The following is a 453-nucleotide window of genomic DNA, read 5'->3' on the forward strand; positions in this document are numbered from 1 at the left end:
ACTCGATCTTGGTTTTGCGCTCCTTCCGCCGGGTAACAGCCAGCGTTTTTTCGATGTCTTCCGAACGCCACCCGTACTGCTGCCGGTACGTGATCAGAAGTTCTTCGGGATAGCTGCTCAGCAGAAACCTGCCCTTCAGATTCGCGCACGCATCCAGGAGCCGCCGGAAGTCCTCCAGCGTGTAGCCTTCATAGTGACCCTGATCGGCACTGACGTAGGGTGGGTCCAGGTAGAAAAAGGCATCCGGTGCATCGTAGGCCCGGATCACCTTCAGTACATCATAGCTCTCGATCGTTACCCGCCTGAGCCGCTCCTGATAGGCATCGGTCAGCAGCTTCTTCTTGTTGTAGATTTTGAGCGCACACTTGCCGTGCCGGTCGTAACCGAAGCCGCCCCCGNTGCCATTCTGAGCGTGTTGCTGATTTCATCTTCGCCGGATTCGTACTCGGTGTC

General features: G+C 56.9%; 1 protein-coding gene. It reads right to left on the reverse strand.

The genetic code is table 11. The features are described from left to right. Positions 1 to 352: DNA adenine methylase (locus tag BLX24_RS31195; protein ID WP_177226010.1), on the reverse strand; the 352-nt coding region annotated here is incomplete at its 3' end. Between the last annotated feature and the right edge of the window lie 101 nt (positions 353 to 453).

Source organism: Arsenicibacter rosenii (genome assembly GCF_001870735.1).
Lineage (GTDB): Bacteria > Bacteroidota > Bacteroidia > Cytophagales > Spirosomataceae > Arsenicibacter > Arsenicibacter rosenii.